Annotated in this window: 18 protein-coding genes and 1 pseudogene; 3 read left to right on the top strand and 16 right to left on the bottom strand. The window is 45.7% G+C overall.

Going from position 1 to position 26,436, the window contains the following annotated elements; translation table 11 throughout:
* Nucleotides 1-84 precede the first annotated feature (84 nt).
* The 6 genes and pseudogenes from MKY99_RS15135 to MKY99_RS15110 all read right to left on the bottom strand — a co-directional run.
* A pseudogene (locus MKY99_RS15135) lies at nucleotides 85-213 on the bottom strand (hypothetical protein); the annotation flags it as partial.
* Nucleotides 214-312: 99 nt separating this feature from the next.
* Complete coding sequence (locus MKY99_RS15130; protein WP_042188373.1) at nucleotides 313-792, bottom strand: DUF6530 family protein; 480 nt, start codon at nucleotides 790-792, stop codon at nucleotides 313-315.
* Nucleotides 793-866: 74 nt separating this feature from the next.
* Nucleotides 867-1,226, bottom strand: coding sequence for a GIY-YIG nuclease family protein (locus tag MKY99_RS15125; protein WP_042188371.1), 360 nt, complete (start codon nucleotides 1,224-1,226; stop codon nucleotides 867-869).
* A 53-nt stretch (nucleotides 1,227-1,279) separates the two neighbouring features.
* Complete coding sequence (locus tag MKY99_RS15120) at nucleotides 1,280-2,491, bottom strand: MFS transporter (protein WP_339264712.1); 1,212 nt, start codon at nucleotides 2,489-2,491, stop codon at nucleotides 1,280-1,282.
* A 291-nt stretch (nucleotides 2,492-2,782) separates the two neighbouring features.
* Nucleotides 2,783-3,307, bottom strand: coding sequence for an N-acetyltransferase (locus MKY99_RS15115; RefSeq protein ID WP_339264710.1), 525 nt, complete (start codon nucleotides 3,305-3,307; stop codon nucleotides 2,783-2,785).
* Nucleotides 3,307-3,975, bottom strand: coding sequence for an epimerase (locus MKY99_RS15110; protein WP_339264708.1), 669 nt, complete (start codon nucleotides 3,973-3,975; stop codon nucleotides 3,307-3,309). The genes MKY99_RS15115 and MKY99_RS15110 overlap by 1 nt, the downstream gene beginning before the upstream one ends.
* A 369-nt stretch (nucleotides 3,976-4,344) precedes the next feature.
* On the opposite strand from MKY99_RS15110, the gene MKY99_RS15105 reads away from it, so the two are divergent.
* The gene (locus tag MKY99_RS15105) at nucleotides 4,345-5,202 is read left to right on the top strand and encodes a class I SAM-dependent methyltransferase (protein ID WP_339264706.1); all 858 of its coding nucleotides are present in this window, start codon (nucleotides 4,345-4,347) and stop codon (nucleotides 5,200-5,202) included.
* A 65-nt stretch (nucleotides 5,203-5,267) separates the two neighbouring features.
* Here MKY99_RS15105 and MKY99_RS15100 read toward each other — a convergent pair whose 3' ends face one another.
* From MKY99_RS15100 to MKY99_RS15085, 4 genes are all read right to left on the bottom strand, one after another.
* Nucleotides 5,268-10,190 (bottom strand): S-layer homology domain-containing protein, encoded by a 4,923-nt coding sequence (locus MKY99_RS15100; RefSeq protein ID WP_339264704.1) that lies wholly within the window; start codon nucleotides 10,188-10,190, stop codon nucleotides 5,268-5,270.
* Between the two features lie 25 nt (nucleotides 10,191-10,215).
* Nucleotides 10,216-11,307 (bottom strand): peptidyl-prolyl cis-trans isomerase, encoded by a 1,092-nt coding sequence (locus MKY99_RS15095; protein ID WP_339264702.1) that lies wholly within the window; start codon nucleotides 11,305-11,307, stop codon nucleotides 10,216-10,218.
* Nucleotides 11,308-11,511: 204 nt separating this feature from the next.
* On the bottom strand, nucleotides 11,512-13,671 hold the full coding sequence (locus MKY99_RS15090; protein ID WP_339271654.1) for a GH92 family glycosyl hydrolase: 2,160 nt from the start codon (nucleotides 13,669-13,671) through the stop codon (nucleotides 11,512-11,514).
* Nucleotides 13,672-13,728: 57 nt separating this feature from the next.
* Complete coding sequence (locus MKY99_RS15085) at nucleotides 13,729-15,906, bottom strand: alpha-amylase family protein (protein WP_339264701.1); 2,178 nt, start codon at nucleotides 15,904-15,906, stop codon at nucleotides 13,729-13,731.
* 307 nt (nucleotides 15,907-16,213) lie between these two features.
* On the opposite strand from MKY99_RS15085, the gene MKY99_RS15080 reads away from it, so the two are divergent.
* Nucleotides 16,214-17,455, top strand: a complete 1,242-nt coding sequence (locus MKY99_RS15080) for a response regulator (RefSeq protein WP_339264699.1) — start codon at nucleotides 16,214-16,216, stop codon at nucleotides 17,453-17,455.
* The gene (locus tag MKY99_RS15075; protein ID WP_339264697.1) at nucleotides 17,448-19,214 is read left to right on the top strand and encodes a sensor histidine kinase; all 1,767 of its coding nucleotides are present in this window, start codon (nucleotides 17,448-17,450) and stop codon (nucleotides 19,212-19,214) included. The genes MKY99_RS15080 and MKY99_RS15075 overlap by 8 nt, the downstream gene beginning before the upstream one ends.
* Before the next feature lie 270 nt (nucleotides 19,215-19,484).
* On the opposite strand, the gene MKY99_RS15070 is transcribed toward MKY99_RS15075, so the two are convergent.
* The 6 genes from MKY99_RS15070 to MKY99_RS15045 all read right to left on the bottom strand — a co-directional run bounded on the left by MKY99_RS15070 (nucleotide 19,485) and on the right by MKY99_RS15045 (nucleotide 26,368).
* A complete protein-coding gene (locus MKY99_RS15070; protein WP_339264695.1) occupies nucleotides 19,485-20,027 on the bottom strand; it encodes a hypothetical protein in 543 nt (180 codons plus the stop codon).
* Between the two features lie 92 nt (nucleotides 20,028-20,119).
* A complete protein-coding gene (locus MKY99_RS15065; protein ID WP_339264693.1) occupies nucleotides 20,120-20,647 on the bottom strand; it encodes a GNAT family N-acetyltransferase in 528 nt (175 codons plus the stop codon).
* 197 nt (nucleotides 20,648-20,844) lie between these two features.
* The gene (locus MKY99_RS15060; protein ID WP_339264691.1) at nucleotides 20,845-21,093 is read right to left on the bottom strand and encodes a hypothetical protein; all 249 of its coding nucleotides are present in this window, start codon (nucleotides 21,091-21,093) and stop codon (nucleotides 20,845-20,847) included.
* A 209-nt stretch (nucleotides 21,094-21,302) separates the two neighbouring features.
* Nucleotides 21,303-22,331: a hypothetical protein gene (locus tag MKY99_RS15055; protein WP_339264689.1), complete on the bottom strand. Its 1,029-nt coding sequence runs from the start codon at nucleotides 22,329-22,331 to the stop codon at nucleotides 21,303-21,305.
* 63 nt (nucleotides 22,332-22,394) lie between these two features.
* Entirely contained in the window at nucleotides 22,395-24,842 is a 2,448-nt protein-coding gene (locus MKY99_RS15050; RefSeq protein WP_339264687.1) for an alpha-L-rhamnosidase N-terminal domain-containing protein, read from the bottom strand.
* Between the two features lie 98 nt (nucleotides 24,843-24,940).
* On the bottom strand, nucleotides 24,941-26,368 hold the full coding sequence (locus tag MKY99_RS15045) for a hypothetical protein (RefSeq protein ID WP_339264685.1): 1,428 nt from the start codon (nucleotides 26,366-26,368) through the stop codon (nucleotides 24,941-24,943).
* Nucleotides 26,369-26,436: the final 68 nt, after the last annotated feature.

Raw genomic sequence — 26,436 nt, 5'->3', positions numbered from 1 at the left:
CTTTTACCATTACAGGATCTCAATGTGAAAAGAACAGGCTTTCTTCCCGGACAGGCTTTGGAATCACAACAACTCCTCTTTGCGTTAATCAACATAAAACCACTTCAATAGAATGACGTCTACCTGTTTCGGTACACCTCCAAGAACTAATACCTCTGATTTAAAGCCTGCTATTCGTCGCAGAGGAAAATTGACTACAGCTATCATTTGTTTTTTATGACTTACTTTTTGTTCTGGCAGTATATATGCTGATTATAATAAAAAGTGGCAGTCACGAAGGCTTTTTTGCCCTGTTTGACTACCACTCACTGTTTAATATCCCATATCCTTTAATATTTTGGATAACGTGCTCAGACGCTCACCGATCATTTCATCGTCATCGCTAAGAGCTTGATTAAATAGCTTAATATCTTCATTAATTCGCTCATTATCTGTACATACCGCTACAGTCATCGCATCCCCTTGCAAGCCAACTCTGTCGATGACGGGCTGCTCCGGGTCATATAAATTCTCATATCGATACGCTTCGCGGAAATGTTCTAACGACCGGCAAATTAGAATGGACAAATCAAGCACGCGATGAAGAGGCAGTTCCTCTGATTGTCTGGACCATTTTTCCCCGGTATATCTCCATACCTTAGCAGAAATATCGACCTTTCCTCGATCATTCCACTGCGCCAATCCTAAGGAAAGACCTTTCGCATCTGTGTTTCCAGCCATTCGGCCGTCAACCTTCTCATAATTCTCCGATACGACAACAGGCTTATGTTTTAAAGTTGTAGGTATTTTCATGTTTTTTTCTTCCTTCCAGTTACTATTTTACTAATTTACTAAACGACGGTTTCATCTTATCTTGGATTTCATCGTTAGTCAATTCGTGGTTTGTTATAACCTTTATCTCCGTAGGGCTGTAACTTCTCTAACCATGGCTTTAAGATTTTCTTCCGTTCCCAGCGCATATCAGTTACCTTATCTATCTCCTTCTGTTCTAGTACCTCATAAGTGAACGCATCCGCACCGAATTCTTTCCAATCCTTCTGGAGCTGGGCATTTGCAAATCTCCCTGAATCCAACTGCATTTGCAGGGTAAGCCATTTGTTTTTCAAATTAGGATAGCTGTCGATAAATATTTTGCCGTTGATTTGGTTTTTGATTTGAGCAACACCCATATAAATCTTAATCTGTTTGTACTCCTCGATCAGCTCTTTGCGTTTATTCATATCCATATCTTTCTCTCCTTATCTTAGATAATAAATTCATGGAAATTGTAGTTGGATTTTCATTTTCCCAGCGATTCCAGCTCCACATTACTTCTTATCTTAACCACAATAGGAAGCAGAAAAAGTGCACCGATAAGCACAAATACACCACTCGCCATAAATACGCCCATCAAGGAGAACGTATCCTTTAGATAGCCGGAAATGAACATGCCAACCACCATCATTCCCATAAAAATAGGCATGATTGCTCCTGAAACTCGGCCAATAAAGGCCCCTTCGGTATTTCGCACAAGAAGTGTCTGAATCCCTCCTTGAATGCAAGGGTAAAACAAACCACTGATCACCAAGAAAATAATCGTCAGCCAAATTTGCTTAGAAGCTCCCATTCCAACCGTACAGACGGCATTGACGAGTAAGCCTATCAAAAGCAATAGCTGTGGCCTTACTTTTTTGGCTATCCCGATTATTGCAGCTCCGCCTACTAACATGGCTGCCCCACTAGCCATCACAAGCCACTGAAGAAATTGTTTGTCCTTACCTAAATTCTCGATGACAAGAAAAATCTGAAGCGGCTGAGTTAGTCCTGATGCCAATCCCACCACCGAGAAAGTTAAACTAAGTGTTCTTAAGGGTTTACTCGATCCGATGTAACGCAAGCCAGCCGTTAACTCTTTGATGAAGCCGCTGGCTTTACCTGACTTCGGTTCTTCTTCATCCCGAGGAAGGGAAGACAATATAAGCGAAGAGCCCAGAAACATAACGGCTGTCAGGATCAGAGATACGTGAATTCCAAACTTAATAAAAATAAACGTACCAATAACGGGTCCCAAAACCGTAAAGACAGCGACAAGGGTTTGGGACATCGCCATAACGCCTTGCAGCTGTTCAGCTGGCACATGTCTCTTGTACAGTTTCATCGCCGAAGGCTGAGAAAATTGAGATAAGCTGGCAGATACAAAAGATCCGATAAGAAGCGCAATCCATTCGCCATTCATGACCGCAATCAGCACCACCCCGACGGACAAGCCAGATAACAAATCGCTCCATACCATGGTTCTCTTCGGCCGCCATCGGTCGGCAAAGGTCCCACCAATAAGACCAAAAAGAAAGATCGGTGCAAATTCGGCAACCGATATCAGAGATACATCTACCGGATTATTATTCGTCAATTCAGATACATAAAGAAGGACGGCATAATTCCGGATCCATATTCCGAGCTGCAATAACACACGGGAGAGGATAATTGTTCGAACATAACGATTAGAAAACATTTTAATTCCCCATATCCTTTACTATTTTTTGCACCTTCTCAAAACTCTCCAACATGACAACAGGATTATGTTTAAACGTTGTTGGTATTTTCATTGCACCACTCCTATTTACTAATTTACTCATTTACTAATTTACTAAATCACTGCTTCATTTTATACAGGATAGTGTCGTTCGTCAAGCCGTTTTCAGTCTCGATATTCCACAATCCTTTTTTTAAAGGTGTTAATTGATTCTGTAAACAAATAAAAAAGTGGAGCAACTGCCGTAGCATTTGCTCCACTTTTTTACGTTTATCTAATATCAAAAAATTCTTTAGCGTATTCGACAACGCCATGGACATCTGAGAGACCGTCATCTATAAGCTCAACGGCCATAAAATTATCGTCTGAAACTTCGAAAGGTGCATCTATACCAAATTGACTAGCTTTTTTATAACCAAACTTCGGATAATACTTATCATGACCCAAAACGACAGAGCCTTTATATCCAAGCTGTGTTGCGATTTTGTGGCCTTCAGTAATCAGTAGCTTCCCTATACCCTTGCTTTGCATTTCTGGTAGTACTGCAACAGGTGCAAGCGCAACCAGAGTTTGATCACCCACTAGAATTTCTGTAAAAAGGATATGACCGACGATCTTATTCTCATATTCAGCTACAAGAGATAACTCCGGAATAAACTTTGTCGAGCTCCTTAGTCTATTTACCAAATTGTGCTCATCATGATCTGAATGTTCCGCATTTTCAAATGATTTTTGGACTACATGGTAGACTTCGTTAATATCTTGAGCTTTTTCTTGTCTAATGATAATGTTCATTAAATTAACCTCCTGATCATGGATTTGAGCTCATTGCTTTCTATTCTGGGTCTTGGATAACCGTTAATCGTTACCAGAATCATAGCTCGTCCCAATTGTTCCGATGTAATGACACTGTTTAACTTCTTTAGCATGGGATAAAGTGGCTTCATCACATCATAAAAAATCTGATACACTTTTGTTTTGGATTGTATGCCATATAGGGGTAGAATTACACCTGGTCTGAACATATAAGCGTCCTTAAAAGGTAGCTTCAACAGATCGTTTTCTGTCTTCCCTTTCACTCTTGCCCACATAGAGCGTCCTTTTTCCGAACTATCCGTCCCACTTCCAGAAACATATACAAAGGTCATTTGAGGGTTCAATCTTGCTAATGTTGTTCCGGCGGATAGCGCGATATCATATGTTACTCTTTTATATTCCTCTTCCTTCATACCAGCAGAGGAAACCCCAAGGCAGAAAAAGCATGCATCATAACCTGTGATTTCATGTTCTATACTTGATAATTCAGCTACATTGGATAGTTGAATTTGACTTAGTTTTGTATGTTGCTGCTCTGTCTTTTTACGCCCAATCGTAAGTATTTCTTGAACTCTATCATCCATCAAACATTCACGTAACGCGCTTTGACCAACCATACCTGTAGCTCCAAAAATAATGACCTTCATATCATTGACTCTCCAATCTAAAAGATGATTCTATTTCCAATAGTAACAGGCATTTTCGAAGCCAACAATCTTTTGGCGTAATCATGGATTGTAACAATGTGCTTGCTTCTTCATCCTTTATAATCATGCAACAACAGAAGGATTCCCAATTTCCGCTTCACCTAATATAAAGTCCTAGAAAGCTATACTATAAATCTATTAAAGTTTGACCTTGTTTAGGATCAGTGAGACGAGCATATTCTATCGAGATTGATAATAGAATGAATGAAATGAAACCCACTCCAAGCCCTTCAACTTAACTATGATGCCCTAACCCCAGCTAGTGGCCTGGGAGGAATAAGTGAAACGATTAACGGAGGTGTTTTTTATATGCAATGTATTTTGTGTGGTCCTGCTCCAGCTATTACCGTATTCCATGAGTATCATTCGTTTACGTTGATGCGGTGTAGCAACTGTAGTCTTATCTTTAGAGCGAATATTGCGGAGGTTGATACAACCGGCTTAATCGCAGATATTTATAATACAGAATGGATTGCAATGCGTGAAAAATATGCTCAAGCTACCTATTCTGATCATGCTCTGTTTAATTTAATGCTGCTGGAAATGTTCAGTCCAGAAAAAGGAGCATTGCTAGAGTTTGGTTCTGGAACAGGTGAATTTTTACATGCTGCTGGAAATGGCGGCTGGAGAGCGGTTGGCATTGAACCCTCACAAATGTCTCGAGCCTATGCCAAATATAAATACGGTGTGGATCTGGTTAAAGATGAATGGAAAAGCACCCAAGACGATGACTCGGCTGAAAATCCTGATCTTCCTCGTTATGATGCGGTAGTGTTCTGGCATGTGCTTGAGCATATTTCCGATCCATTTGCATTTTTGAAGGATATTCGTAATCTTTTGACAACGCAAGGGAAAATTTATTTCAGTATTCCCAACAGCCATTCATTAACCAACGAAGTCTACGGACCTGAATCACCGTTATTTATTGAACCCGATCACCTGTATCATTACACGGACGCTAATGTGCGTGAATTACTCAATCAGGCTGGATTTGAGATCATTTCGATATTCACGCGGCAGCTGGTCTCTGTTTCGGATGTTTTAATCGATGCACATCCTCACTGTGGGCCGAATACTCCATTTGTAGAGCGAATGGCATTATTGGCCAAATGGCAAGGCGAGCGTCGCGGACATGAGATATGTTGTGTGGCCAGCGTGAAGGAATAATATTTTATACTTGCAAGAAAAAAAGCTGGAGCCAAATACACTTGGCTCCAGCTTTTTTGTGATGATTACAATCCCACAATTCTATAAATCAAAGCAGCAGCCTCCGCACGGGTGGTCAGATTCAGTGGTCTGAAGGTTCCGTCGGAATAACCATTGATTATCCCTGACTGCTGCAGGTACTCAACTGCTTCCCTGGCATAAGCTCCGATTTGCTTCTGATCAGCAAATACTACCGTTTTGCTGGAGTAATCCGGCTGAAGAGCAGCTAAACTCCGAGCGCGAAACAAAATAACAGCCATTTCTTGGCGAGTAATCGGTTCTTTTGCGCCAAATAAGCCTTCGCTGCGTCCGTTAACAATCTTTAGCGCCTGAGCTGTTGAGACAGCTTGGTAATACCAAGCGTCTGGACTCACATCTTCGAAAGTATTGCTGTTCTCAGCCTGAAGGTCCAGTGCCGATACCAGCAGTTGAACAAACTCCGCTCTTGTGATTTGGCGGGCAGGCTCATATTTGCCATCGCCTGTGCCGTGCACCAGGTCACGGGAAGCCAACGCTTCTAGGATAGCAGCGAAGTCCGAATTGACATCAGAGAAGTGTATATCTCCATTCGCTGCAGCGTATAATCCGAAGTTCCGTGTTGTGAAGGTGATGCTCTCTGTACCTGAAACGTATTTGGAGTTCTTGACCACTTCCGCCAGCCCCTCGCGGGTAATAGAATAGACGATGGCTTGATTCGGCGCTTCACTTGGATTCAATTTATATCCAAACGATATCTTCATTGCCGCAGATTGACTTAATGTTTCTATTTGCTTTCCATCTACCATCAAGGAGATCCGGTACACGGCATGCGTTTTCCATTTCTCTTTTAATGCAACAGAAAGGGTTGAAGGATCAACAAAATGAATGGACAGCTCCAACTGCTTGGAACCCTCCGGAATATTGCTACCCATCTTGTCAATTGGGAACGTTACGGTGGTTTCACCTGCTTTTATTGTAAGAGAGGTAACATTATCTTTCAGTTCGGTAACGGGCAATTGAAAGGTTACTCCCTTAGCTGTGGCATCTAATTTAGTAAGCTCAAGTGCCAATGCACCATCTTGCACACCCTTCATTGCTTTTTGAATTTCTCCAGTAGGAAGCTGTGCAAGGCGCATTCCTTCAGCATCAGGTGAAGCCTGAATCTGAATACGGCCGGCTGAGATTATATTCACTGGATTAACTATTTTCCCTCCATTGTTACTATTGTTACCGCCATTATTGCTGCCGGACGAACTGCCAGGCGTTTCTGTTCCCCCGCGGTCTTCACTCCGTACCACTTTCAAAGTGTAGGTCTTTGTTGTTGTTCCATTTGCGGCGGTAACTTTGATGCTGACGCTATTTTCTCCTACTTTTAGTTCACTTCCGCCAGTTACTGTTAATTTGGCTTTCGGATCTAAAGGTATCCCTATAACAGTCACGGCTGTTTTAGAAAAGGGTACATTTATTGTATAGGTCAATGTATTACGGTCAAACCCGGGAATATCTGTACCGTCCATACTCAAAAAGCTCAAATCAGCATTATCACTTGGTTGTGTCTCCTCCTCATCTTCGACATACATAAACTGGAAGGTGCGGAAAAGTGCCGGATCCTTCGCAGCGCCTATGCCTGATCCCCACTCAATATACCCTTTTCGGCCAGCACCATCATTATCGTTAACCAACATCGAGAAGCTCAAGATATTGCCTAATGCTGCCCGAATTGGACTTACTTCACTCCAAGGTAGTGCCAGTGCATATGAGGTAATCTTAGTCGCTTCATCTCGGGTTACACTTAGAGTTCCTTTGGTCAACACTCCGGTAGCGGCACCCTTCATAGACAGCCAACGATAAATTTGCGGCCCCTCCGGCGTTTGCGATATTCCGTATTCATACCAGGATTGGCTATCGCCCGGTACACCGGGAGCAAGGCTGAATTGAATACTGTCATTTTGCCAAATATTAATCCCGGATGCATTATGGCTGAATACATCATCACGGATGTCGGCAGTCAAATAAATGTTATCCGCGTCCCAGCGTAATTGCGCTGTTCCGCTAAGATCATCCGTACCGTTATACCCGCTCAACAAAGGGGTTCCGTCTGCAAGATCAATCAGCGCGGGAGTTCCTGTGTCTGACTGATGCTTCATCCGGTTAATATCTATGTTTTGCTTGAGGTGAACTGTCTCATAGCCTTCAAGGTCAACGGTCAACTCTAGTGGATATTTAACGCTTTCAGAGAATCCCGGCAAAGGAATTGGATAAGTAAATCCGCTATTCGGAGCGATTTCAGCTAGTTGCGACTGGCTACCACTGAGCTGATCACTTCCTTCTCCTATTTTCCAGGAAATTTTGTTAATTCTCAGAGGGTCTACTCCAGAACTGTTTGTAAACTGAAGTTGAAGGGATATGCCTCCGTTTCTACCATCTGTAATATGAGGAGCAATTTTTAAGCCTTGAAAATATAATCGCAGATCATCCACAGGTGCTTCAGGCAGTGTGGCAGGATCAAGTCCGGGTCCATTATAGGCTCCGATATTCGGTGGATTTTCTGCTGAAACAGCATTTCCCCAATAGTCACGGCCTCCGTTGTCTGCAATGATTGCACCAGCCCCAAGCGCAGGGGAGCCTTCTCTTAGCTTGTAACCGTCCACTGTATTCCAGCCAATTCCACCGCTGCCCTGAGCAACCAAGAGCGGATTCGCTGTGACGGGATTCGTATTTTCCGGCTCGCTTACTGGATGATTTCCATACAACAGGTTGTGGTCGAAGCTGCCATTTACCCCGGGCAGATTATAACCTCCCTGTCCAAGGTTGTAGACCAGATTGTTCCTGAACGTATAGGGAGCGTTGATATTTCCTGCGTCGTCCCATTCATGGTCGATTATTTTGGTGTTTTGCCCAGTGCCGATATAGATCGTATTGTTATAGATTTGCGTATCCGGCGTAACCCCACCTGCAAAATTAAACGTATGCGTCAGATCATTCTGGCTGATGTTGTATCTGACTACATTGTTAGAGGAGCCGGTCAGCACTCCTGGAGTTAAACGGGCATCGACAAAAAGCATGAATCCGCCCTTATTGCCATGGCTGTAATTATATTGAACTACACTGTCCATAGTATCAATATCCAGATTGAAGCCCTGACCATCTCCCTCTGGTTTATTTGTGTTAAAGGACTCATTAAACTGCACGATATTATTCTTGCCCCGAGTTGGCCAGATTGCGGCTGAGCCGTTAAACTCGCCTTCTTCGGAGTAGTTCCCACCTTCTTCTGCTATGTTATGCTCAATTAACGCTCCGTCCGCACCGAAGGTGAGGATGCCGTCGCTGTCTGCTTGTTTGACATAATTTCCGCGGATCGTAACATTGACCGTAGCATAGTCGGCTCCGTTGAAACGCTGATCCCATACCACAATTCCTGTCCGTCCAATTCGTTCGACCGTGTTGCCTTCGATCCATACCCCATCAAATTTGTCCGTGCCCGTCGTTCCGCCCACATATACGGAGATTCCACCGAACGCATGTGGACCACCTTCTGCACCGGAAACTGTCGGATAACGGAAGCTGCTTGATACATCATGTATATAGTTATCCTGGATGCGGATATTTCTTAAAGTTCCTCCGTTTGCGTTCTCCACCATTATGCCTTCCCGGTAAATGGTTCCTCTCTCGGAAGCATAGTTAGTGACCTCCAGATCCCGGATGCTCCAGTTTGAGGCGTTGCGCAGGTATACAGCTGCTCCGGCCATGCCTCCACCATTGATAGTCGGTTTACTTCCGCTGCCATAGGCAGTGATTGTTATCGGTTTATCGTCTGTTCCGCTACCCTTAGGATATAATTGTTCGTTCCAGATTCCACCCTTCTTTAACAAAATTCGGTCTCCAGCCTCAAAGGTAGTCTGGTTAACTACAGAGAAGGTCTTCCAGGCTGTCTCAGGTGTTCTTCCATCATTGCTATCGCTGCCTGCAAATGAATCGACGTAATAATCTCCGTCTCCACCGCTGTTCCCTCCATCTCCAGGCAAGCGGTTGGACAAGGAGACCGATCCTAGCTGCATCAGCCAGGGGGCGGAATCGCCGCTGAGCTCGATTTTCAAATAATGAATGCCGGAAGGAATCCTTTGTGCTGGGGTATAATTCGTCCCTGTCCAAGCTGCATCTCCTGTGGCCTGTGGAGCTTCATGTATTGCTGAAATTTCTGTCCACGTGGATGCATCCGCCGATCCATAGAACTTGATGCTTCCGCTAGACCCGGCAAAGGAATGCAGACGGACGATGAAATGCTGCAAATTATGCAAATGGTACACAAGTGATTCTGCCGAATCTGCTGTTCTCACTGCACGAGAATGATCTCCACCAAAAAAAGTGGGATTGCTTGTATCTAAAGACCAATTTGTACTAAATGCATAGAGCTGTGAAACGTCATCAAGCTCATCGTTAATCGTTTGAGGTGCAAGTGATACATTGGAGAGCGTAAGGTGTCCGAGCTGCATCAGCCAGCTGTCAAGGTCGCCGCTGATCTCGATTTTGAGATAATTGATATCATTCGGAAGTGTACCTGCGGGCGTGTATATTGTTCCATACCAACCAGAACCGGTTGCTGTAGGACTGTCATTAATGGACGGAAGCTCCGTCCACGCTGTCGCATCGCCCGATCCGTAGAACTTGATTACGGCTGTTGAGCCAGAGAAATAATAGGCCTGAAGCGTAAACGACTGAATTCCTGTTAATGAATAAACGGCATAACCGGTATCCGTGGATGTCCTGACCAACCGCGTAGCATCTCCGCCGAAGAATTGAGGATTGCTGCTGTCAATCAACCAATTCTCCGAACGCAGCTCCGCTGCTGGCAGAGCAGAGAAATCATCGGCATACGTCTCTTCAGCATGGGCAGAAGCACCCATTACAGGGAACACTGTCGTGAAGATCAGCATTATCATTAGCAGTGATTTTGCGAGTTTTTTTAACATTGTTGTAGGATTCCCCCTTGAATATTTATTGATTGGCTTGGTTTGCGAGTCTTTCGGCCATCGGGTAATTCCATTCTGCGATAGCTTTGCCTAACTTATCGTCCACCATGGATCTAAACTTCTGTTGCGCCAAATGAAGTGTGATAGCATCCTTCACTTGATCGAAAGGTTCAACTCCTGCATCCTCTATCGATAGACAGTAAAGTAGATGAATGGCCCCATTTTCAGCAAACAAGCCACTAATCTGTCCAGGTGCAAGCTGATCTGCAGCAAGCAATACCTTAGGATTTTCCAGCGCTGCTGTTCGCCGGGAAGCACTTGTTATTTTGACTTCGCCTACGTTTATACCCAGCTCTTTTGCCTGCTGATGGATGCCTGTGTCTGATCTTATTTCTGCTGCTATTACTGCTGCCCGGAGCAATTCCATTTTCTCCAAGGCCTTCTGCTGATCTTTGTATTCTGTTTCCGGACCAAAAGGCAGTGACGCCCATTCAAGACGTATAGCTCCCGGCCGAGAATATTTAGCAGCTAGATTTGCTTCATATTCCAGCCTTACCTGTTCATCTGAAATCACGATACCTCCGTTGCTGCGCATTGCCTCAATCGTGGCATCCTCAAGGTTGCTCATGTAATAACTGTAATAGGCCTGTGCGTCCAGGTGAAGAGGACCATACACCACCTCCTTATTCGCTGCCGCCTGACTCCTCCGTTGATTCTCGTGCTCCATTCCTTTTAGAAAACCTTCAAAGTTGATATCCGATACCACCCCTGCTTCTTGAGCAAGCTGCAACTCCATCCGCTTCGTCAGTAGCTGTGTCTGGGATTCTTTTATCCACCTGTGGATTGGTTTTTCGCCGGAATAGTCGGTAGACCAGAATTTCTCTGAGTAGTTGGCATCGTAGGTCTGTTTGAAGTAATCAGCAGTCAGTGCCCGATTCATTTGAAGATGCCAGTTGAACTCCGCTGCAGTGACCTCCTGTCCGTTAAGGGTCAGAAGTGGTTCTTCTGCTTGTGGAGCCTGCACATTCATCGCGCCAATCAGCAGCAGGCTTCCCGCAATCAGGGCGAATAGAATAGTGATAAGTCGATTTCTTTTGGAATGAAGTCTTAAAGTCATAAGTTGATTCCTCCTCTCCGCACTCATATTAAGCGCTTTCATTCTCTTCGATATTAGACATGTTACCTTTGAAAAAACAGGCGGGAATGCTGCGAAATGGTTTGCCATTTCACCATTTGCCTAAAAAGAGCAAGATGCTCCATCTATAAATACAAAAACAGCCCGGAATGTTCCGGACTGCTTAGCATTGCTCTTATGTTGGGGCTAACCCGAAAACATACTGAAGCTCAGGACGCCGCCTTTGATAATCTCTTCATGAGGCAAAGAATGGTGCTCCCAAAGCGTATGGTTCCAGTGGATTGATTTACTGTACACATTGGCGGGGCTGTTGTTTTGCGCTTCAATGACCCATTGCCGCCCATTTTCAAGCCGAATCGTTACTTTATCAAATAGTGGGCTGCCCAGTACATATTCAGAAATCCCGGGACTTAACGGATACAGTCCGATGGCGCTCCAAATATACCAGGCACCCATGCTGCCATTATCCTCGTCACCGGGCAACCCATCCATTCCACTGTTGAACAGTTTAGCCATGGTTTTGCGAACCCAGTACTGTGTTTTGGACAATGCCCCGAGTCTGGCGAAAATATAAGGAATATGGAAGCTGGGCTGATTGCTGATGGCAAACTGCCCTAGATCGGCCGCAGCCATTTCCGACATTTCATGAATTTCCAAGCCATAAGACCCCACTTTGAATATCGGTTCCTCGGCCATTAACTGGTCCAGACGCCGAACAAAAGCTTCCTCGCCACCCATCAGACTGGCTAATCCCGGGAAGTCATGGGGAACCGCCCAGCTCCCTTGCCAAGCTCCACCTTCACAGAACGGATCACCCCACGCTAAAGGATCAAATCCTTCCTGCCAAGTACCGTCCTCGTTACGGCCTCTCATAAAACCAACCTCGGCATCAAACAGCAGTTTGTAATTCTGCGCCCGGACCATAAAACGCTCATAATCATCCATTTTGCCGAGTGCTTTGGCAATCTGGGCTATACAGAAGTCCCCGTATATATAATCCAGCGTGTTACTTACACTTTCATGAAAACGATCATGCGGCAGATAGCCGTGCTGCAAATACAATTCTAGCCCCCGTCTACCCAGCTTCTCGTCTGTAGCCGGACGATCTGCATGTTTCAGCAAACCTTCATATATTAGCTCTACGTCGAAGCCGCCGATGCCCTTAACCACGGCATCCGCAGCTGCCGCATCGATCAGTGTGCCGGGCATGGCACTGCGTTCGCCTGGTGACAGCCATTTTGGCAGCCAACCACTTTCACCGTAAGCTAATGTCCAAGCCTGCATGATCTCACCGAGCAAGGATGGAAACAGGATACTGTATAACGGGAAGCTAGTCCGGTATACATCCCACAGTCCGATATCTGAATACATTGGACCCTGGCAAATGCTGCCGTTAAAAGGACTGTAATGAATTTGCTCGTCCTGCTCGTTATATTCATGCCATGTTCTAGGAAACAGGCAGATCCGGTACATACAGCTGTAAAAGGTGCGGAGGTTCTCTTCATCCGCGCTTTCGGCTACAATGCGGCTCAATCGTTCTTCCCAGCTTGCCTCTGCTTTGCTCAAAATCTCCCCAAAGCTGCTCTTGCCGACTTCCCGGTCCAGATTCAGCAGCGCCTGTTCCTTGCTGATAAAAGAAGTGCCGCATTTCACTCCTACTATACCGGATTCCGGTACGGCTAATCCTACGTATGCGCCCAGCCTTTCGCCAGTTCCTTCATATGTGCCCATTGGCTGATAATCCCCGTCAAAGATTCCCGACGCTTCTATAAGAATGTTCGTATCAAACTGAAAGACGAAATACATTGCAAAATTATCGGGTACCCCGGCGGTATGGCCTCTTGTAAAGCCGATGATCCTGCTTTTCTCCGGTTGAAAGGTGAGTTGAGACTCGCCTTTAAGCGGTGCTATTATGAGCCTGTTCTGCTGTCCCTTAGCGTATGTTATTCTAATCACCGCACAGCGCTCTGTAGGGGTCAGCTCCAGTCGGGTACGATATCGCTGAAGAGACACACCGAAGTAGTGTGGGGACACTTGCATCTCTTCCGGTTTAAAGGAAGATGAGCGCGAATCAGGACTGAGCATTAACGGTCCAGTCTGCGGCAACAGTGTTAGATGTCCATAATCTCCGATCCAAGGACTGGGCTGGTGAGTTAGTCGTATGCCCTCCAGGTGGCGATGGTGCGGATGGAAGAACCAGGTCCCCCCTGCTTCGTGGGTTTGCGGGCTCCAAGCCGCCATGCCAAATGGCATCGCTGTAAGCGGCAGCGTATTGCCGTGTGAGTAGCGGAAATCCGACTTAGTCCCTTGTAATGGATTAACATAATCTAACAAACCCAAATGGATACACTCCTTTGGCTGGCTTACACCAGCTCTATAATCTCCGACCTTAACTGCTGCCGGCTAAGATAATCGAAATACTTGAACATCTCCAGCTTCTACCCGTATAGACAGGTGAGTTGTTGAAGGTTCAAACGGATTTATTGGCTGAATTTTGGCATTCCCATCGTCAAACCATGGCTCTACTGAGGTATAATTGGCAGGCAGCGTAACTTTGGCTTCTGCCAACGTCTTCCCTTCATTATGCACATAGAGGAACGCACCTCTGTCTTCTTCAACTTCCCACTCGGAAAGATCAGCGCGGACACCTCCGCTTACTTGCACATTCGGCTGTAGCTTCAATTCCTGCTGTAAAAGATCGCGCACTAACTGGAGCGTTCCGGTATGTCCATCCTGCCAGTAGGCAGCCGCAAGTAAGGTACCGAACCACACAGCACGCCCATTTCCATAAGCAGCGGCCGTCAACACAGGCATGTTGTCCTCGGCAAATTCGGCTAGGACCTTCACATGACTTTGCAGCGAAATATCTGATTTGTAATAGGAGCCGTGTGCCTTATCATCTGCGGCTGCTTCCCCTTCCTTGCTGTGCTCCATTACATTAAGGAGTGGGATCGCCGTCCGTGATTCGAATGCTACCTGATGATAGCTATGATCCAGATTCTCGGCAGAATGAATCCAAGTCTCCCGAACCCCAAAGACTTCATCAAATCCGTAACCGGGAACTGTATAGCTGTGACAGCCATTCTCTGCCTGAAGCGCGCCGAAGGAGCATTCCGAAATCAATATGCCTCCCTTTTCTACCCACTCACGCAGGAGGTCACACAGTTTACGGTTCAGATACAGTGGATAAGGCATCCACAGGCAGCGGTATTGCTCCAATGTCTTTTCCGTAACATCCGACTCATGCAGAAATTCCACTTTATAATTAAGATCATGTAGCAGTTTATGGACGCCTTGAAGGGAATCGTTATAGGTGTCCAAATGATCATGGGCAGCAAAGTTTGCGATTTGGTTCTGTGGGCTGAATAGAATAGCAATCCCGTCCCCACGCCGTTTTGCCTGTAAAAGCTCTTGCTTATTGTCTTGCACAAGCTTATTTAGTTGGGCCATATCCTTGTACCATGGGGTTGGACTGCCGTCCAAATACACACTACCCCAAGCCGGAGCCTCCTGTCCTAATACCTCCGGTCTATACTGCCAGAACAGATATCCCGTGATGCCACGGGCGAGCGGGGTCAGAATATGCTGCTTCATTTCTCGCAGCTCCGGCTGGCGCGGTTTCATCGCCGTATTGCCAGGCAGCGCATGAATCTCTGAGTTGATGATCGGTTTGCCTTTGGCGGCAGAGATCAGTAGATCAGCCGACCAAGCTGAGGACCCTAGGCTATTGCCTGTCAGGTCACAGGGCTCAGCCAGCTTAAAGTCGTCTGATCCTGCTGTAATCATATTAAAAATAGGAGCTGGCACAGTATGTGCCATAACAGGATGCAGCAGATCCAGTGACTTCACAGTATCTACCCGGCTCCGCAGCTCATCTGTTAAAGTACCGGACATGAACAGCCGCCAGTCCACCAAATCATTGAATACGCCTTGCCCACGCGGTGCCTCTACTTCCTCCCAGCTTCTGTAAGTCCGCTGCCATGATTCGTTCAGAGCTTCCAGAGTAATATATTTATTTTTCAGCCATTCTTGGAATGCCAGCACTGAGTGCTCGCAATAACATACCTGGTTGTCAAATGACAGCTTGCGCTTAATCCCTGTTGTCAGCTCAGGCTCATTCCATAAATCCCACACCCAGAGTGCAGGATGATCTTTGAAAGTCTTCACTGTTTCCACCAGAAATTTCGCCTTCTCCGTGGCTGCAGCTGCATGGTGATAACAAGGTCCAGGAGCTCCGCCAATCTGGCGGCAGTTAATTGCCCTTGGTTCCAGAACGGAACCGTCTGCTGTGATCATTTTGGAATCAGGATGTTTTTTATAAAACCAGGCTGGCGCCACATCGAAAATCACGTTCAAAATGACCTTTAAGCCATTCTGTTGAGCAATATCCATCAGCTCCTGAATATCATCGAACTGGTAGACCCCTTCTTTGGACACGCTGGCGCGCCACTGCACCCAATACTTTACACAATTGAAGCCCTGCCCGGCAATATTGCTCTGGTCTTTCTCCCATTGATCCCGGAATGGGGTTGGGGAACGGTAATATTGAAACCCGAATGGAATAAATGAATTTTGTATCAAGGGTACTCCTCCTACAGCGTTCAATTTCGATGTCATGTATTTATAAAAGCGCTTACCGCTCTTTTACGGTTAAAGTCTATCACAGTACATTTTGCAAAAGTTAGGATGGAATCCTATGAAACGGTTTGTTAAGCTGTTGAAATGTTTAGAACTTCCGCTATGCGGAGATTTTTGTACTTAGCCACCGGTGAACATACTGCGAAATCGTTTGTGATCCTGACAACTGAGAAATTACCGCTCCTCTAAAAGAGGTTTCATGTTTATAATGACTGTAAGACATATTAGAAACTACTTCGAGGTGAGGCCAATGTTGAAAGCGCTTATAGTAGATGATGAATATCTCGTCCGTATGGGCATCACCCAAACCATAGACTGGGCAGAATACAACGTCGAGATCATAGGAGAAGCCAGCAATGGTGAAGAGGGTTTGGAGCTTGCACGACAGCACCGCCCGGATGTGATTATTACCGATATCCGTATGCCGTATATGAACGGTCTTGAACTTATCGAGAAAATACGGGAGCAGGACATGCTCGTAGGCATTGTCGTACTTAGCGGTTATGACGAATTTCAATATGCGCAGGCTGCATTACGTTATGGTGCCTCCACCTATTTGCTGAAGCCCATTAATATAGAAGAACTCGCAGATACAGTACGAAGCGTTGGTGATGAAATCCTGGGGAAAAAGCAACTCTCCAAGCGATATTCACAGCTTAATGAGGAAATTGCCGCGATATCCAAACAATTCTGGCAGGATTTACTGCATGGCCAGCTGCATAGTGAGGAATTCATTACCAGCAAAATAAAGCTGCTGGAGCTGCAATTGGAACCAGGAAAAGCTATGCTGCCGCTGTCCATAGCCTTCCCTGCTGATAATGGTCTTCAAGGAACTGATGTAGGCAATGCGTTGGAGGATGAAGCAGCGGTTATTCTGGAAGCGTATTCTTTTGAACAGCTCTGTCTATTCCGCGATAGTCATCTGGAGTGGGTTATGATTCTCCGAACCGATGAACCTGAGCTTGCCGGTGATTCTGCCCGCAGATTAGGTAAGCAGCTATCGGAATGGAGCCAGCAGCACTTCGGCCAGGCTCTTAGCGTTGGCATCGGCAAACCAACTGAAAAATGGAACGGAATCGTAGATTCATACAAACAGGCTATGCTTGCTGCGCAGCGTGCCTTGTCTGGTATTGAACGCGTGTTGTACGCTGAGGAAGAGGCCGGAGCTCGATGCCGGCGTGAAATCAGAGACGCCCTCGCTTTTATCCGGGAGCATTATGCTGGGAACATTACAGTGGAGATGGTTGCTGCTGCGGTGTTCGTCAGTCCAACCCATTTAATGCATCTATTCCGCAAAGATTTGAACAAGACGTTCTATGAATGTCTGACGGAATATCGGATTGAAGAAGCCAAACGTATGCTACGCAATCCGATGTACCGGGTCTATGAGGTAGGCAATCAGGTTGGTTTCACCGACTCCAAATACTTTAGCCAGATTTTCAAAAAGATGACGGGCATCCCACCGAGCGAATATGCAAAAACCTATGGTTAAGCTAACGATGGCCAACCGGATGGATTCTTGGATGCGGAAGTTCAAGATCAAAAGTCGGATTGTTGTTGTCCTGTTAGTGGGATTGTCTCTGCATCTGGTGCTGATGCTTGTTATTTTTAACTTCTATTCCTATACCTATCTGCAAAAGGATCTGTATCGCCATGTGGTCCAGACTCAGCGCCAAATTGGGCTCAGTGTGGAGTTGATGGTCGATGACATTCAGATGTTGTTCCTGCGATTTCTGGTGAACAGCGACATTTACCAGATCATTAATAACGATTCCCTGCCGGCTGCAGACAAGGAATTACGGATCGGGGCTATTATCGACGGTATGCTGGCACAGAATGATCTGGTGGGCAATGTAATCATCAACACCAATGATAATATGCTTTACTCTTATCAGTCCAAGGAGCAGATGCTCGAGGTTCCCGAAGCCTTGTTCATTAAACGTATACAGGAGAGCAGCATGCCTGTTGTCGGTGAAATCAAACGAGATGGCGACGGTAATGCCTATATCCCCTTTGGACAGCAATTCCGCAACTTCAATACGGGGCAAAATATCGGGGTCGTCATCATCTATGTCAGAGAAGCCGCCTTGGCAGATCTTTATTCCTCCAGTTTCACTGGCATTGGCTACTCCTTCCTGACCTCCAGCGACCGGATTATATCTCACCCCGACAAGCGGCTCTTGGGCAATTTTTTGGAGGAGAACGCCCCTCTTCGTCCGGGTCAGAAAGAAGGCTACCGCACCTGGTCAGATAACGGGAATTCCTATATCATTGCTACTTATCCTTTGAATCCTAGGTTGGAAACGCTTGGCGTTAGCTGGGAGTTCACCAGTGTGATTTCTAGCCACAAGTTGCTGGAGGGAATTGCCAAGGGTAACCGAAATGCCCTTCTTTTCGCCAGTGTTACCTTCATTGTGCTACTGATTCTTTCCTTTTATCTGGCGGCCAAAATCACCCGACCACTACTGAACTTGAAGAAGAAGCTGAGTCTGTTTGGCAAAAAAGACCTAGCAGCTGTTTATGAGCAGCGGGCACAGGTCGATGAGATTTTCCAGCTAGAGAACAGCTACTATCAGATGGTAGAACGGATCAGCCAATTAATGCTTGAAAAAGATGAGGAAAAAGAGAAGCAGCGCAAGGCGGAGCTGACTGCGCTGCAGTCGCAGATCAATCCTCATTTCCTCTACAACACGTTAGATGCGATTGCCTGGATTGCCCGGCTGAAGAAGCAGCCCGACATTGAGCGGCTGATTTCTTCTCTCGCGACCTTTTTTCGGATTAGCCTGCATAAAGGCGATAAATTCGTTACTGTCGACGAAGAAATCCGTTTGGTTGAGAGTTTTGTGACGGTCGAGCAAATGCGTTTCCCGAATAAATTCGAGATTGAATACGATATTGAGGAATCGCTGCGCAAAGTCCGCATTCTAAAGCTGATTCTTCAGCCAATCGCAGAGAATGCGATCAAGCACGGCATTAGCGAGAAACGTGGCATGGGCAGAATCTGGATTAAAGGCGAGCTGCTGGAGGATGAGATTCGCTTTACAGTGACGGATGACGGAGTCGGCTTTGCCAACGGTGCGACACTTAGCCAAGCTAAGGAAGATGTGCTGTTCCAGAGCGGATATGGGTTGCGAAATGTGGACGAACGGATCAAGCTGGAATACGGTCCTCAATATGGGCTAAGCATCTCCAGCACTCCGGGGCAAGGCACCACGGTTACGATTAGCTTGAAGAAAGATCTGCCCAATTAACTAAGATTGTTAATGAATGCGGACACTACAAAGAAATCGTTCCTTTTTTGAGAGGTAGGTGGTACTTCCACTTTTCTCATAAAGAGCGATTTCTTTTTTTGACGTGTGAGCAGTGTAAATAGTTATTCTGTCTTTTCTCAAAGTGAATTAAGCCCTCTGATTAGTTCATCTCCTAAGGAAGGGTGTCCATTCATTACTTCAACAAATAAAAGAGGAGCATTGCCATGGCAAGCTCCTCAGAAATCATAAACCGTTAGTTCAACCAATTAATCATTTCATTGATTTTGCTAACGCGACCATTTCCACTTTAGTCAAATCTCCACTGTTGAATTCAATAAAAGTACCATCTTGTACCACACGTAGGTATCCTCCTGGTGTATGATTAGCCCATGGTTCAAATCGCCCTTCGATTCCGTTTATGTTAATTTTCTCTCCACGTTCATTAAATTTAAAATCCTCGACTATAGTTCTTGTTGTACTTGTTTGGTTACGAACATCTAAATTAGTGACAACTCGGTTTATTTTATAACCAACCGCCTTATGTTCTTCAATTCCAAATAAATATGTCTTTCCTGATTCATCAAAAAAATGAAGTCTAACTTTTGAAACTGATTGACCAAGAACAAGCGGATATGGTTCCTTAATTTCTAACTTATAACCTTTAAAAGAGTGAGACGGTACTAGTAGTTTGAATTCCGCAATTTTCTTCAGCTTATCCAACCCCATATTTGAAAAAGCAAGCGTAGGCTTAGCTGATGCGATTCCAGCAGACAGCGTAAAGATTAAAATCAATGAAATAATCCATTTAAACAAGGGCGATTCCTCCAAATTTTTTGGGAATATTATGCCCTTGATTAATTCAACTATCCTGCCCGTTTAGTTAAAATCCAACTCTATTCTGGTGATTATAATTTCTTTAGCATGTGAATGTCATTAGGTTCTTTTTCAAATAATTCCAAATCAATCTCTGATGTAATGGCTGAATCATGACTAGTATAAAACTTCACCGCAGATTCAGTCTCGGTAGACGAAATATATAAGTACTTCGCCCCTTTTTCAACTGCTGCTGTACTCAGTGATTCCATAATAAGACTACCGATTCCTCTTCTTCGATATTCACGTGTCACATACATAAGGTCAATCTGAAGCCTATCATTATCATAACCCCTGAACTTATGAGCTAAGACACCAAACCCGACCAGTTTATCTCCGTTAAATGCTCCAAAAGCCCTACCACCATTGGTGAGTTCATATTCATATCGAGATATTATCTCTAGATAGATATCTTCTGTCCATCTGGGACTTTCATGTGCTGTTCTTATTTCTTCAAGTACCCCGTGCTTTAATTTGTACGTCAATTCTATTGTTTCCGAACGATCGATGTCACGAATTTTATAAGAATCATAAAGTATCATTTGAACAATTGAAACCATTGTAATCCCTCTTTTTTAAAAATTCGTATTCATCATTATCAATTTAATTGCATACATCAGAATCTATAATATAAGTTTTAGACTGCCCCTAGAACTTGAAACAGCGACATCAAAGGACTATAAAATAAAGTCCAGACTGTCGCTATTTCATTAAGTAACGTATCCCGTTAACTTAATGCTGTGGATTGGATACTGATTTAATAAATAATATCGTGTTGTTCCCCGTCTTTGGGATCGTTAATAACAACCCACTGTTCCTCAACTATGTTTAGTTCCTCATTGCAGAACTCCATTGCTTCTTCTAATGTTTCATAACAATAGTCAGCATTTGCACCCTTATTTTCATGAGTTTCAAATAGAAATAAATAAACACGATACTTTGATTCATAAATCATTACCTTACTTATGTCCCCTTTTGGTTCTGTAAGAAGAGCATACATTCTCATATTTTCACCCCATATGTTCTATTGCATTATCTTACCATAACGTTATCCAGCCCAATAGTTGAACAAACCCCTACGAAGTAGATTCGCTGTGATCGGTTCCCACCCAAGTAGATATAAGCACTGCTAGCCAGTGACCTTTTGGAGATTTTAGCAGGTAGCCTGAAATTCCAATGCTTCATAGATTCTGTCTGCCATTCCGACTGCCAATCTTAGTCTTTCATCGTGGAGTTAATTTTTAAGTACAACTGTTTCAGCGGATTAACAATACTGCCACTAAGCATTGAAATCAGCAACCAGAACACTATGAACACGACGATGTTTAATCCGATCATTAAATACTTAAATGTCCGCAGCTCTGCATTCATCCCGTCTGCAGAGATGTAGGTGACAATGCGCTCGTCCGATTCGGGCAGCGGATAGAGCAAAATCAAGCCGTCGGCCGTTTCACGCTCCAACAAATCCATAGCACTGCTACTTGAACTATCTTGTTCTTCCGGCATAGCTGGATTATCCTTCTCTGGTGTGTCCAGCGCAGTTCTAATTTCTTGCAGTCGCTTCATGGGCACATCCGCCGCATTCAGCAGCTTTCCGTTACTTGTCAGCAGATAAACTTCATTCTCGCCGTAGATCGTATTCTTGCCTGACAGGTAGAAGCTGTACAGCTTGTCAATCTCAACTTCGAGCGAGAGCAGACCTAAAATTTGCCCCTCCGTATTCTGAATTTTTACCTCAAGCAGCAGACGGTCGCGCAGATCAGAAGGCGCGTTCATCAGATGTTCCCGGTTCAGCACCGTCCAGCGCAAAGCCTGTTCCCGATTATCCAGAAATTGTTCCATCCCCGGAACTTTCTTGATCTCTGTAAAGGGGAGAAGCCCGGATACATTGCTCGAGGAGTACGTCCCCCCTGCTTCACCCCAAATATAAATGCCGAGAATGTCACTGCTAGAGGAGCGAATGCCCTCAAGTATCGGAGAAATCGCTCCGTCGTACGCTGGTTTTTTCAACGCATTCTGTACCACCTGATTGTTGGAGATAAGCTTGGAGGTCTCCTCTAGCCAGTTCATGAACAAAAGAGTGTTCTTATGCTGCTGGCCAGTGTATTGAACGGACAACTGCCGCAACATATCCAAGCTTCTATGCTCCATAGTACGGTACAAAATGAAACTCGAAGCGGCAATGTAAACGGTAATAAACAGCACCAGGACAAGGCGGATGTTGCGGCCGAATGATCTGAACATATAACTCCCCATCCCCTCTGGTGTATGAATCAACGAAAACGAAGATCAATTGAAATCAGACTATCAGCTAAAGTGACTAAAGTCGATCTCCTTATAAATAGAACCTGCATCTGTTAGCAGCACTTCATGATTAGGCAAGATAATTGTAATCTCCGAACCGACTGGCCAGTTAGCTTCAAAATGGAAGCTTTTATGTCCCGCTTCTGAATGGATTTCCCATTTTACATGTATTGGACCCAGACTTGTGCTTACGATTCCACTGGCCTGTTGCAGTTCGCCGCAATGTGGCTTTACGGTTATTCCCTCTATCCCTTGCCGGACACCCAATATCCCTCTTGTGAACTCAGTGATCGGCAGCGCGCTCCAGGCGTGACAGTCACTTCTGGTTCCAACAGAGTCCATTTCTGGGAGTGTAGTGAGGTTCAAATCCAGCTGCTTCATCCAGCGTACCCATAGTCCGAAGGAGCGGTCATACAATCCGCAATGCTCCAGCGCGCGAAAAAGATAATAGCTCATCGGCAGCGAAAGTTTAGCCAGTGATGTGTCAGCCATTGTAGCCTCTAGTAGTACTGCCCCCTCTACAGCGTCCACCGTGCCAGCTAAAATCGCCCAGACCTGCGTATGCTGGCTCAGCTGCATTTCCGCTGTTGCCGCCGGACTGTCGCGGAACATCAAGCTGTTCGATTGGCGACAGCAATCCAGTACCGCAGCGTTGACCGCGGCTTTGCGCTGGCGCAACTCAGATGCAATCTGCGTCCACCCGCTGGCGGCAAGTAATTCAGCCGCTTGCTCCAACGCGGCTGCATACATCAGGCTAAGCACGGTTGCAGGTGCATCATCCGTACAGTCTGGTGCACCAAGTGGCCATTCTTCTACCCAGTCGAAATAATTCCAATATTGGCGAGGTGTTCTGTCCACCAGACCCTGCGGTGTCAGTCGCTGATCGAACCAGTCCAATACAGATAACAGTGGCAGTCGGTACTGATTTACGATATCCAAATCTCCAAAGGATCTATAGTGGTCATGAATCATCCCGATCCAATACAAGGAGAAGGAGGGAATGACCTGTGGCAGCACGGAGGGGTAGCGGCTTTGCAACATGCCGTTTGGCAGCTGCGAAGCCCTATAATCTTCCATTGCCCTCCGTGCCAATCGGTCGTCTCCTGATAACAGGTACGTAAATTCCATCATTAGTTTGGTATCCATGGTATATTGCAACTGTTCATAATACGGCGTATCCTCGTAGGTCTCATGCATGCAGCGTTGTAGTGTTCGGACACTCAGCTCCCAGAGCTGGTTATATCGTTCATCGTTGCAATGAAAGCTTCCTTCCGGCAGCAAAGGATATCCGGTCTCCCGATAACTGAAGCCGGATATCGTCAAAGGCTCAGCTCCAGTATTCACCTCCAGCCGGACATACCGGAAAGTACGAAACCAGAATGGCTCATAGCATTCCATCTGCACCGAGGTGCCATAACCGGCTGGATGGTAGCTGTCATAACCGCCTCTTAACACATGCTCCTGCATATCATCGCGGACAGCTTTGCGGCGGATCTCGTCATCCCCAGTCTCTTCTTCGTAGCACTCGGCGTACAGTAGGGTGATCCGGCTACCTTTCCCCCCAAGAAGCTTAAGCTGCGGATAAGCTGTGATTAGCTCACCTGCATCCAGCTCCAGCCAGAGTTGCTGTCCCCCTTCTACGTGTATTCCTGCAAATGGCGGCGAAGCTCCAGCAGCTTCATTCCGCAGCTCCAGACTATGCCCGTTTTCAAAAAGGGCTTCCCCTTCACCACTACTGCTGCGCATCAGCTTCAGGAAGAGTTGCTCGCGCTCATACAGCAGCGGAATCGGTCGCTTCGCCAATTGCCAGGGGGTTAATTGACCATAATCATCCCGTACCGGTTGTACAATACCTGCGGCTAGCCAGGCGCTGTCGTCATATTCCGGCAGTGTCCAATCCAGCAGCGCTACGTCCCCATCCACCTCTTCCAATCCGCCCATCCAGCGCATAATCGGAAACGGTTGAAGCCGGTAGCTGTGGTCCCTAATGCTTTTCCATGAGGTATCTGTATTCAGTTCCTGCACAAGCTGCCCATTTTTCATAACTTCCGCTTCTACAAGCAATCCGCCTTTTTGCGAACGCCAGATAGATAGAGGTCCGTCTTCCCCCAGCTCAAAGGGAGATGTCCCAGCATAATGAACTACCATAACAGCAATCACATTTATACCTGGTTGCAAAACGTCGCCCAAATTGAACTCCTCATAATAGTGAATATGACCATGACCCTTGCAAGGACCGGCCCATAAACGCTTCCCGTTAACAAAGAGTCTGTAGCGACTGTCAGCAGTAATGGCCAAATTCAGACTGTAGGCCCTCCCGGCTCCAGCTGGTAGCTCAAACATTTTGCGAAAATACACTCGCTCGTGTTGCTCCTCCCAACTTTCTGTTCCTTCCTCATCCAAAGGCCAGATCCATCGCGCGCTCCAGTCTCCCCATTCTTTTGCAGCCATATAATGCACCTCTCCTTTATCCCTTAGAGTAGATTTGGCAATCACGCAGAAACGGCATCGCCGCCCTTCAGAAGGACGACGCCGCCGTTTGACTGTGTTTATTTCACCTTGTCGAGATAATCACGTTGGAATTCTTCAGCAGCCTTAGTCAAAATCTCCAGTGGATCTGCGTTTTTGTCCGTTAGGACGGTTTGCAGTACAATATCCAGCTTCTGGTACAATTCCTGAGCGTTGACCGGCTCTTCTGCCCGCATGCCTTTACTGCCGTTGTCCATATAATCACGGAACAAATCCAAGTTTACATTGTTGTATTTGTCGAGAATCTTCTGTTCTTCACCGATCCGTTTCTCATCTGTCCAAATCCGCAGTCCGTAAGGGCCTACGATCAGACCCTGATCACTCAGTGTCTTTTTCTCGATATCCCAGCCGGTCAAAGCCTCCTCTGAGGATTCCGGAGTGAATCCGTAGGTTTTTAGCCATTTGAATCCAGCATCAATCTGCTCAGGTGTTACATTAGGCGAGAACATATATAGACCACCGCCGAGCAGGGTTACAGGTTTACCGATCGGTCCGACTGGAAGTGCGGACATTGCCACATTATCTTTAGACATTTTAGTCTGCTGCTGGATGACTGGAGACCAGTCATTCGTGCCGAAGCTCATAGCGACTTGATCAGTTCCGAACAAGCGGAACATATCATTTGTAACATCCACCAGATTATTGTCCGGCAGTACATCATATTTCCACTTCAAGTCTTTCACATATTGCAGTGCTGCCGCTGCTTCTGGAGAATTGAACACCGCTTGCCATTTGCCATCTACCTGTTTTTCGAATTCAGCGCCGTAAGCCCAGGCAATATTCATGAACATCCAACCGCCCTGGCCACTTTTTGTTGGTAGGAACATTCCCGCCTTACCAGTCTTTTGCTTGATGATCTGCGCGGTTTCTGCCAGCTCATCATATGTCTTAGGGAACTTTGGTATGCCTTTATCGTCCAACAAACCAGCTTCCTTGAAGAGATTCATATTGTAGAGCATACCGATGACGTATCCGTCCTTCGGAATCCCGTAATATTTTCCGTCTTTAGTAACCATCTTAAGCAGATCTGGATTGATCGCCTGATCATAACCGTATTTTTTCATAGTATCCGTTATATCAGCTGCGTAATTTGCCTTGATAATTTTGCTTGTTTCTGTAAAAAAGGTCTCGTAAACCGTTGGAAGCTGACCGCTGGCCGCTTTAGGCAGGAAAGAGCTGACGTCATAACCCCATTCATCCTTGTCCACAATGATATCCGGAAAATTAGTTTTCATCTTCGCCATAACCTGCTCATACTGGGCGATTTTGGCTTCCTCATTCGGCTTTGGCCAGTTACTGACCTTGATCGTCACCTGTTTGTTGCTCGCTTCCTCCGTATTCCCTCCAGCATTCTCCTCTTTGGAACCTCCGCAACCAGCCAGACCGGCCGTAAGAAGTAGCGTTAGCGCCAGTGTAGCTGTGATTTTTTTGGTGTGTTCGATTCTCAATGTAATTCCCCCTAGTCTTATTGTTAAAGCATTCTTCACAACATGTAAAGCGCTTTCTTTTGAATCTG

The sequence above is a fragment of the Paenibacillus sp. FSL R5-0470 genome, assembly GCF_037975205.1.
In the GTDB taxonomy this organism is placed as follows: domain Bacteria; phylum Bacillota; class Bacilli; order Paenibacillales; family Paenibacillaceae; genus Paenibacillus_AQ.
The sequence above is the reverse complement of the archived record's forward strand: the minus strand, read 5'-3'. Positions and strand labels throughout refer to the sequence as shown.

Excerpts from the sequence above, each read along its gene's own strand:
- MKY99_RS15080 (WP_339264699.1), top strand. The coding sequence starts at position 16,214 with ATGTTGAAAGCGCTTATAGTAGATGATGAATATCTCGTCCGTATGGGC.
- MKY99_RS15120 (WP_339264712.1), bottom strand. The coding sequence starts at position 2,491 with ATGTTTTCTAATCGTTATGTTCGAACAATTATCCTCTCCCGTGTGTTA.
- MKY99_RS15065 (WP_339264693.1), bottom strand. The coding sequence starts at position 20,647 with ATGGTTTCAATTGTTCAAATGATACTTTATGATTCTTATAAAATTCGT.
- MKY99_RS15050 (WP_339264687.1), bottom strand. The coding sequence starts at position 24,842 with ATGGCTGCAAAAGAATGGGGAGACTGGAGCGCGCGATGGATCTGGCCT.
- MKY99_RS15100 (WP_339264704.1), bottom strand. The coding sequence starts at position 10,190 with ATGTTAAAAAAACTCGCAAAATCACTGCTAATGATAATGCTGATCTTC.
- MKY99_RS15115 (WP_339264710.1), bottom strand. The coding sequence starts at position 3,307 with ATGAACATTATCATTAGACAAGAAAAAGCTCAAGATATTAACGAAGTC.
- MKY99_RS15095 (WP_339264702.1), bottom strand. The coding sequence starts at position 11,307 with ATGACTTTAAGACTTCATTCCAAAAGAAATCGACTTATCACTATTCTA.
- MKY99_RS15060 (WP_339264691.1), bottom strand. The coding sequence starts at position 21,093 with ATGAGAATGTATGCTCTTCTTACAGAACCAAAAGGGGACATAAGTAAG.
- MKY99_RS15130 (WP_042188373.1), bottom strand. The coding sequence starts at position 792 with ATGAAAATACCTACAACTTTAAAACATAAGCCTGTTGTCGTATCGGAG.
- MKY99_RS15105 (WP_339264706.1), top strand. The coding sequence starts at position 4,345 with ATGCAATGTATTTTGTGTGGTCCTGCTCCAGCTATTACCGTATTCCAT.
- MKY99_RS15075 (WP_339264697.1), top strand. The coding sequence starts at position 17,448 with ATGGTTAAGCTAACGATGGCCAACCGGATGGATTCTTGGATGCGGAAG.
- MKY99_RS15055 (WP_339264689.1), bottom strand. The coding sequence starts at position 22,331 with ATGTTCAGATCATTCGGCCGCAACATCCGCCTTGTCCTGGTGCTGTTT.
- MKY99_RS15110 (WP_339264708.1), bottom strand. The coding sequence starts at position 3,975 with ATGAAGGTCATTATTTTTGGAGCTACAGGTATGGTTGGTCAAAGCGCG.
- MKY99_RS15125 (WP_042188371.1), bottom strand. The coding sequence starts at position 1,226 with ATGGATATGAATAAACGCAAAGAGCTGATCGAGGAGTACAAACAGATT.